We start from the raw sequence: 7,574 nt of genomic DNA on the forward strand, positions 1-7,574 counted from the left end.
AAAGTCAATGCCTTAACTTAATGACATTGGACCGCTGGGTCTCACTTTTTGTTTGGATTATTTTTTACCAGTCAAATTCTTCATAATAGATCTGCCCGGCTGGCAGGCCCTTTTCTTTTAAGAGCTTGAGCCAGTGGTCAGCCATGACCTGGGGACCCCCGATCAAAACCTGGAGACCGGAAAAGTCTTCAGGCAGGGAAGCCAAAATTTCCTCATCTTTAAACCGGCCCACCTGGCAGTGGCTCTGGAAATTGTCCCGGCTGTTCCAGTAGTAGAATTTTTCCTCATAGATCAAGAATTCCTTGGTGTGGGCGTTGTAAAAAACTTTAGTAGGCAAGTCAGGATTGCCGTCAATTACCGACAGGAGGGGGACAACCCCGATCCCGCAGGCGATCAGCAAGAGCTGGTTGGGCTTGGCTTCGTCAATTGCTTCCTGGTAGCGGCCAAAGCTGGGGCTGAGGCGGGCTTTGACCGGCGCCTTGAGCTCTTGCAATTGTCTAGTGAAGTCCCCGTTACCTTTGATGGCCAAAACGACCTGCTTTTCTTCTTGCGGGAGGTTGACGAAGGAGAAGAGGTGGGGTTCTTCCAGGCCTTTTTCTTCTGGGAAGGAAAGGAAGACGAAGTCGCCTGCCTCAAAGTCTGACAAATTCTGGTCAGTCGTTAAAGTCAATTCCAGGACATTGTCAGCGATCAAGCGGCTGGACAGAAGTTCCGCATTGCTCTTCCCCCGGCTTTTGGCCAGGCTGATGAAGTAGCTGGCAAAAACGAAGACCGTGGCAAGCCAGATCCAGGCAATAAAGGGGGTGATGGCCCGGATGTAAGGGATCAGCTGGATGTGGATAAAGACCAGCAAGACGGCCAGCAGGTTTAACCGGTGCAGCCAAATGGACAGCTCGTGCTTGAAGATTTTTTCCTCCAGGACCTGCTTGCTTTTTGCCAAAAATGGGACCCGCTTGGTCAGCCAGCCGGCCATGAAGACCATGGAGTAAACCGCCAGGCCAAAGAAGAGGTAAAAGGTGATATTGCCGGTCTGCTTGATGAGGCCTGCTGAAGGTGACCCTTGCATGTGCAGCCAGGCTAAAAGGATGGCGCCCAGGCTCATGATACCGTGGATCATGTAGACCTTTGGCAGGCCGATCAAGCTGTCAAGCCAGCGCGGGCGGGTACTAAGATAAATGGCTAAGAGCAGCCAGACATAGGCGATGGTTCCGGCTATGATGGGCAGCTTTTGTGGATAGTAGATGGCCGGCAGGCCGGCTTCCAGGGTCTGGATGAATGGCAGGGGGAGGATAAAAATCGCCGCTGCCCATAAGACGCCCAGGGTGTAGTCATGCTTTTTGAACATATTGCAGGTCTCCTTCTGTAAATAAGGCCAGCTGGCCGTCTTTTCCGGCATATAAGCCGCTGAGTCTTCTTTGGGCAATCTGCTCCTTAAAGGCTGTTTCTCCCATGGCCAGGCCGGCTGTTGCCCAGATGTCAGCAAAAATTAAGTCTGGGGCTAAAACCGTGACCTGGCTGAGGTCAGCGGGGCCAGTTAAAGTCACATGCTGGCCGCGGTAGGTGTAGCCGGAACTTGCCAAGGCATGGCTGGCTAAATCATAGATAGCCAAGAGCAAGCGGGGCTGGGCCGGGTTCTCAATGCCGGTCTTCCAGCGGAAGTCGCCCCTGGTCCAGGCCTGCAGGTCCCCGCCGCCGTTGATGCAGAGGCCGGTGACTTCGGGAAAAGCAGCTAGGGGCATGAGACAGGAGGCAAAGATTTTTTTCACTGCCCAGCCCTTGACCAGGCCGGTCGGGTCGAATTTGCCGGCAAAGTAGGGATCAAAGGCACCGGCTGTTTCTTCTTTGGCCAAAAGGGCGGCCGCGTACACTTCTTGAAATTCAGCATTGGCTAAAAGTATGCTCTCATCGCCTTCAGCAAAGCGGCTGACTAAGGAGTCTGGCAAAAAGGCGGAGAAATCAGCTTCGATTCTTTTTAATTCTGTATAAATTTTTCTACAGGCGTCTGTAAAAGCCTGGGTCAAGTCCGGGGATGCCTCTCCTTGAACAGCAACAGAAACAGTGAAAGGAATGGTCATGGCTTCCACTGTCTGGTTAAGGCAGGTTACATTCATAATGGCCACTAGCTTTCTTTAGCCTGGGTGATGGCGTTTTGCAGGGACTGGGTGAAGCCCTCGTAAGTGACGGTGGCCCCGGAAACCTGCTGGATGTCGGCACTCTGGGCCTCGACGGCCTCTTTTTTATAGACAGGCAGGGCCTGGTCGTTGATCTGCTGGGAGTGGTCGTTGTCTGAAGGGTACTTTAAGACATTAACCGTGGTGATTTTTCCCCCGCTGACCTTGATCTGGACTTGGACATCGCCCCACTGGGTGCTGATGGATTTGCCGCTGTAAGTCCCGTCTTTTAACCCGCTGGACGTGGATGAACTTGCAGATGAGCTTGAAGATGAAGCAGATGAAGCAGAACTGGAAGCTGCAGTGCTTGTGCTGGATGAAGCTGCAGATGCAGTCGAGCTGGCTTGGTCAGCTTTTAAAAATAAGAGATAGCCGTCGATGGCAATAGCAATGGTTGTTCCAACGGCGAGTACACTCGTGATAACTTTTCTGGCAGACATGGTAGTCCCTCCTTGCCATAAAATACTTTCCTTGATATTACAAGAAATTCTATCTGGATAATTAGAAGCAAGTATGGCAAAAAATTGACCAAAGTGCATGAACTTATTTAAGAGAGGCTAAAATTTGCTCATAACTTTCCCCTTTCTTTGGAGATGGTAGAATAGAGGCGAAAGAAGTTTTTTAAAAAATTGAAATAGAAGAAGGCATAAACATGAAGATTGCAATGGCAAACGACCACGCGGGTACCCGCTTGAAGAACGAAATCAAGGCCTACCTGGAAGAAGAAGGCTATGAAGTCGTTGACTTCGGGGCCGGCAATGAAGAATTCTGCGACCTGTCAGACTTTGTCTACCCAGCCAGTCTGGCTGTGGCCAAGGGCGAATGTGACCGGGGCATTTTCGTTGACGGGGTTGGCTACGGCAGCGCCTTGATCGCCAACAAGATTAACGGCATTTACGCCGCGGTCTGCCAAGATCCTTTCTGTGCCAAGCTTGCCCGCCAGCACACAGACTCCAACGTCCTTTGCTTAGGCGCCAAGATTATCGGGGACATGATGGTCGGCGAAATCGTCAAGACCTGGCTGAACACGGATCCTTTGATGGAAGAAAAGTACCGCCGGCGGGTGGACAAAGTCAAGGCGATCAACGACAAGCACTGCGTGCCAGTGAAATAGGTGGATTCTGCTAAAACGTTTTTGTAATTTTAGTATTTCCCCTCATCTATTTCACAGAAAGGCTGTTGCAGCGGCAAAGTTTTGCTATAATTAAGCATATGACTAAGCTTCGGCATATTGCTGAGCCTTTTAATAGAAAGATGAGGAAACAAGATGAACAAGACTGAACTTGTCTCAGTTGTAAGTGAAAAGACTGAATTCAGCAAGAAGGAATCTGCTCAAATCGTTGACGCTTTGTTTGCATCAATCGAAGAAGCACTTGCTAAGGGCGAAAAGGTACAATTGATCGGCTTTGGGACTTTTGAAGTTCGTGAACGCGCTGCTCGGAAGGGCCGCAACCCGCAAACTGGCGCTGAAATCGAAATCCCTGCAAGCAAGGTTCCAGCCTTCAAGCCAGGCAAGGCCCTGAAGGATGCCGTTAAGTAAGCTTGACCACTTCTAAATGACCATCGGTTGATTCCGGTGGTCTTTTTTTGCGGAAAAATCCTGTAATTAAAACGTAACACAGCTTCCCTTGTTTTTAATAAACATTAGGGCTAACATAATTCGTAGTTATGCTTATGATGAGAAAGAGAAGAGCAAATTGAATTTTGAAGATTTCTTTTTGAAAAAATCCGCGAAAACTGCCGGCAAGCTGGCTTTAGCTGCCAGCCTCCTGCTTCCAGCTTTGGCGCCAGCTACGGTCCAGGCGGAAGCGACCAAGAGCGACGTCAACCGGGTAATGAGGGACAACCACCTGGCCGGGTCAGTTCTTTTAGTCCAAAACGGCAGCGTCAAGACCGTCAACTACGGCTATGCCTGGTTTGGACGGTGGATGAAGAACGGTTCTTATAACGTGCCCTATCCAGCCGCTTCCCTGCAAAAGGTGGTAACCGGGGCCATGCTAGTGCAGATCATGAACGAAAAGAATCATACCAAGCAGCAATTCAGCCAGTACACCAAGATTTCCCGCTGGTATCCCAAGCTGAAGAATGCCCGCTATGTGACGGTTGGCAACCTTTTGACCCACACCAGCGGCTACCGGACGCCAGGCTTAGAAAGCAACCGGCGCAAGAATCTGTCAGAAAACAAGGCCATCAACTGGGTGAGCCAGAAGATCAATGGCAGCTGGCAGTATCAGACGGGCAGTTTTAACTACAACAATGCCAACTACATCTTGCTGGCGGGCATTATCTGCAAATTGACCGGCCACTCCTACGCCTACAACTTCAAGCACCGGATCGTTCAGCCGCTGGGTTTAGCCCACACCAGCCTCAGACACGACATCCCTTGGACCCGGAGCCAGGCGGTCTCTTATGCCTACCTTTGGCAGAGAAAGTACCAAAGACCGGTTTCTCTGCCTAAGTCCGTGGCTTCCCAGATGCCAGGTGCCGGCAATATGTGCACCACGCCAATTGAATATTATGAGATCATGCTGGCCTTGCAGAACGGGGCAATTTTGAGCCAAAGCGACTTCAATTACCTGACCCACCTCAAGGCCAGAAAGACCACCTATAGCGGCGGCATGTACATGAAGCGGGACGGCAAGGTCAAGTCTGCCTTTGGCGCGATTGGGGATGAGCACTACGGGAATTACGTCCAGCTGACGGCGGACAACAGAAACGGGATCATCATGTTCGTCAATGAGCGCAGCCAGACTGAACAGCAGCTCAAGGGCCTGGCCTTCGGCCTCTTGCAGAAGATCCAGCCGGGAACCTTCAGTTTGAATTAGTGAGTATTTTTTTAATTTTTTAAAAGTATAATAACTTTTCCCTTTTCCCTGGAAAAGGGCTTATAATGTTCATATTTATTCTAGGAGGGAAAAGCAGACTTGTTCAAAAAAGGTAAGAAACTAATCGTTGCCCTGCTTGTCTTAGTGGCCGCTTTGGCGTTTTGGCCAGAAGAAACCGCCCCTGATCTGGTAACGGCGGCCGATATGCATGTTTTTGTCGAGAAGCTTTTTAAGAAGAAGCATGTGACCGGCAGCGTGGCTATAGTGCAAAACGGGCATGTCCAGGTTGTTAACTATGGCTTGGCTAATGCTAAGCAGAAGGTCAAGAACGGGGCCAGCCAGGTCGTCTACCCGGCCGCTTCCATGCAAAAGGAAGTTACCGGGGCCATGATCATGCAGCTGATGGAAGAAAAGAAGGGGAGCTCAAGTGCTTTTAGTCAAAACACGAAGATCTCCCGCTGGTACCCGGCCTTGCGGAATTCCAAGAAAATCAGCGTGGGCAACTTGCTTTCCCACACTTCAGGCTTGCAGATTCCGGAAGTCGAAGCCGACCGCCATATCAACTACAGTGAAGACCAGGCAGTAAACTGGATTGTGAACCGGGCCAACCAATTGCCGCAGGACAAGGTGGGGAGCTACCACTACAGCGACGTCAATTATGTTTTGCTGGCAGGCATCATCAAGAAGGTGAGCCATAAGTCATATGCCTGGAACTTTAAGAAGCGGGTGGTCCAGCGGCTGGGCCTCAAGTCAACTTATGTAAGTAGCCAGCTGCCTAAGAATAAGATGCTGGCTGTATCTTACACCTATAAGCATGGCAAGAACTACCAGCAGGCGGCAACTTTGGAAAAGACACGGTTGTCTCAGCTGGTTGGGGCCGGGAACATGCTGACGACAGCCAGCGACTACTATCTTATCCAAGAAGCTTTGGGGACAGGGCAGTTCCTGTCGCCGAGCGCCTTTCACAAGCTGACCCACCTCAAGAGCAAGATCAACCAATATAGCGGCGGGGTTTACCTCAAGAAGGGGGAAAAGGTCAAGCTGGCCTACGGGGCAATTGGCAGCGCCCACTATGCTGCTTACTTCCAGCTGACAGCTGACAACAAGAACGGGATTATCATGCTTCTCAACCAGCGCAGCTTTGGTGAAGACAAGGTCAAGGATGTTGGCTACCAGATCTTGAAAAAGATCAGGTTTGCTACTTTCTCTAAGACTTAAGCAAAGTAACAAAGAAACAAATAAACAAAAAATTGCAAGATAAAAAGGCAGATCTCCGGATCTGCCTTTTTTGTCGTTAAATTGCTGGTTAATTCTGAAATGTTACAGAGCTTTTTAAAAGCTTAAAGAGAATAATCGTCCTGCAGGGTCTGGACCCGGACCAGAGCGTCTTTGATCCGCTCTTTTGGCAATTCACCGCTCTCTGCGGCTGCTTCCAAAATTGGTAAGTTTTCCAATTTGCCGCCTAAAAGGAGGTCGGCTCCGGCCTTTAGGGCCAAAAGTTCCGGGCAGCTGCTTTCTCGCGCCGTCGCCATAGCTAAGTCGTCGGTGATAGCCACGCCGGAATAATGAAGGTCCTCCTTGAGCAGGCGGTAGATTTCCGGGGAGAGGGAAGCAGGGCCAGGGCTATAGCAGGCAACTTCCAAGTGAGCCACCATGATAGTCGGCACGCCCGCCGCGATCGCAGCTTTAAAAGGTAAAAGATCCAGCTGGGCTTCCTTAAGGCTTCTAAGGTCTTTAGCCGGAGCCTGGTGGGTGTCGCCGGCATCCCCGTAGCCAGGAAAATGCTTGGCGCAGGAGGCGACTCCCAGCTGCCGGTAGAGCTTGATAAAGGCCGCGATTGCCGGCCCGGTTTCCTCAGCTCCTGTTTGCAGGGTCCGGCTGTAGATGAAGCTGGCCGGATCAAGCGAAAGATCAGCCACCGGAGCAAAGTTCAAGTTGATGCCTAAATCTTTTAATTCCAGGGCCGTCTTTTGGCTTTCTGCTAAGAAAAAGTCAGCCCCCTTTTTCAAAAGTTCAGCCTGGCTGGGGTAAGACCGGTTTGGGTAAAGGGCGGACAAGCGGCTGACTAAGCCGCCTTCCTGGTCAATGGCGAGCAGCAAACCTGGCCGGGCCTGCCGGTAAATCGCCAGCCGCTCTTTAACAGCCTTTTCGCTTAGGCCCGCCAGGTCTTTGGCAAAGAGGAGGAGGCCGGCTGGCTGGTACTGCTCCAAAAGGCGGAGGTTTTCAGTAAAATCGCCAGTGCTGTCGATTAGGAAAAGGCTGGCCAGTTTTTGACTAAGTGAAGACATGATGTACCTGCTTTCTAAAGTTAAAACAAAATGGATATTTTGTGAATTTTACAAAGTCTCTATAAATGATATTATTGGCTCTTTTTTACCCGCAAGCAAGGCAAAAGGGTTAAAAATATGCAAAAAAGCCCTGGCGATTGCCAGGGCTTCTTGCCATCGAGATGGAGGTTTGTGTGTTGTGAAAAAATAAGAAATTTAATGCAATGTAATGCTGACTAAAGCGGTAGACCAGCAATTAGATAGAATTCAAATTCAAGGAAAAAAGGGTATCTTGCAGTAGGCGATTTCAA

The 7,574-nt window shown here is 50.3% G+C and carries 8 protein-coding genes; 4 read left to right on the forward strand and 4 right to left on the reverse strand.

Going from position 1 to position 7,574, the window contains the following annotated elements; genetic code table 11:
• Positions 1 to 64: 64 nt before the first annotated feature.
• Genes HMPREF3168_RS08125 through HMPREF3168_RS08135 form a run of 3 tightly spaced genes read right to left on the reverse strand, consistent with a single transcriptional unit; the run spans position 65 to position 2,611 of the window.
• Positions 65 to 1,345 carry a ferric reductase-like transmembrane domain-containing protein gene (locus HMPREF3168_RS08125; RefSeq protein WP_070489542.1) on the reverse strand — a complete coding sequence of 427 codons (1,281 nt, stop codon included), beginning with the start codon at positions 1,343 to 1,345 and terminating at the stop codon, positions 65 to 67.
• Positions 1,329 to 2,111, reverse strand: a complete 783-nt coding sequence (locus HMPREF3168_RS10795; protein ID WP_003613897.1) for an FAD:protein FMN transferase — start codon at positions 2,109 to 2,111, stop codon at positions 1,329 to 1,331. The genes HMPREF3168_RS08125 and HMPREF3168_RS10795 overlap by 17 nt, the downstream gene beginning before the upstream one ends.
• Before the next feature lie 8 nt (positions 2,112 to 2,119).
• Entirely contained in the window at positions 2,120 to 2,611 is a 492-nt protein-coding gene (locus HMPREF3168_RS08135; protein WP_003613902.1) for an FMN-binding protein, read from the reverse strand.
• 212 nt (positions 2,612 to 2,823) lie between these two features.
• Between HMPREF3168_RS08135 and HMPREF3168_RS08140 the strand changes: the two genes are divergently transcribed.
• From HMPREF3168_RS08140 to HMPREF3168_RS08155, 4 genes are all read left to right on the forward strand, one after another.
• Positions 2,824 to 3,285, forward strand: a complete 462-nt coding sequence (locus tag HMPREF3168_RS08140) for an RpiB/LacA/LacB family sugar-phosphate isomerase (RefSeq protein ID WP_070489544.1) — start codon at positions 2,824 to 2,826, stop codon at positions 3,283 to 3,285.
• 153 nt (positions 3,286 to 3,438) lie between these two features.
• A complete protein-coding gene (locus HMPREF3168_RS08145) occupies positions 3,439 to 3,711 on the forward strand; it encodes an HU family DNA-binding protein (protein WP_002876514.1) in 273 nt (90 codons plus the stop codon).
• 157 nt (positions 3,712 to 3,868) lie between these two features.
• Positions 3,869 to 4,996, forward strand: coding sequence for a serine hydrolase domain-containing protein (locus HMPREF3168_RS08150; protein WP_070489545.1), 1,128 nt, complete (start codon positions 3,869 to 3,871; stop codon positions 4,994 to 4,996).
• A 99-nt stretch (positions 4,997 to 5,095) separates the two neighbouring features.
• Complete coding sequence (locus HMPREF3168_RS08155) at positions 5,096 to 6,214, forward strand: serine hydrolase domain-containing protein (protein WP_070489547.1); 1,119 nt, start codon at positions 5,096 to 5,098, stop codon at positions 6,212 to 6,214.
• A 122-nt stretch (positions 6,215 to 6,336) separates the two neighbouring features.
• On the opposite strand, the gene HMPREF3168_RS08160 is transcribed toward HMPREF3168_RS08155, so the two are convergent.
• Positions 6,337 to 7,284 carry a glycoside hydrolase family 3 N-terminal domain-containing protein gene (locus tag HMPREF3168_RS08160; protein ID WP_070489550.1) on the reverse strand — a complete coding sequence of 316 codons (948 nt, stop codon included), beginning with the start codon at positions 7,282 to 7,284 and terminating at the stop codon, positions 6,337 to 6,339.
• Positions 7,285 to 7,574: the final 290 nt, after the last annotated feature.

The sequence above is a fragment of the Lactobacillus sp. HMSC08B12 genome (assembly GCF_001808415.1).
Lineage (GTDB): Bacteria > Bacillota > Bacilli > Lactobacillales > Lactobacillaceae > Lactobacillus > Lactobacillus delbrueckii.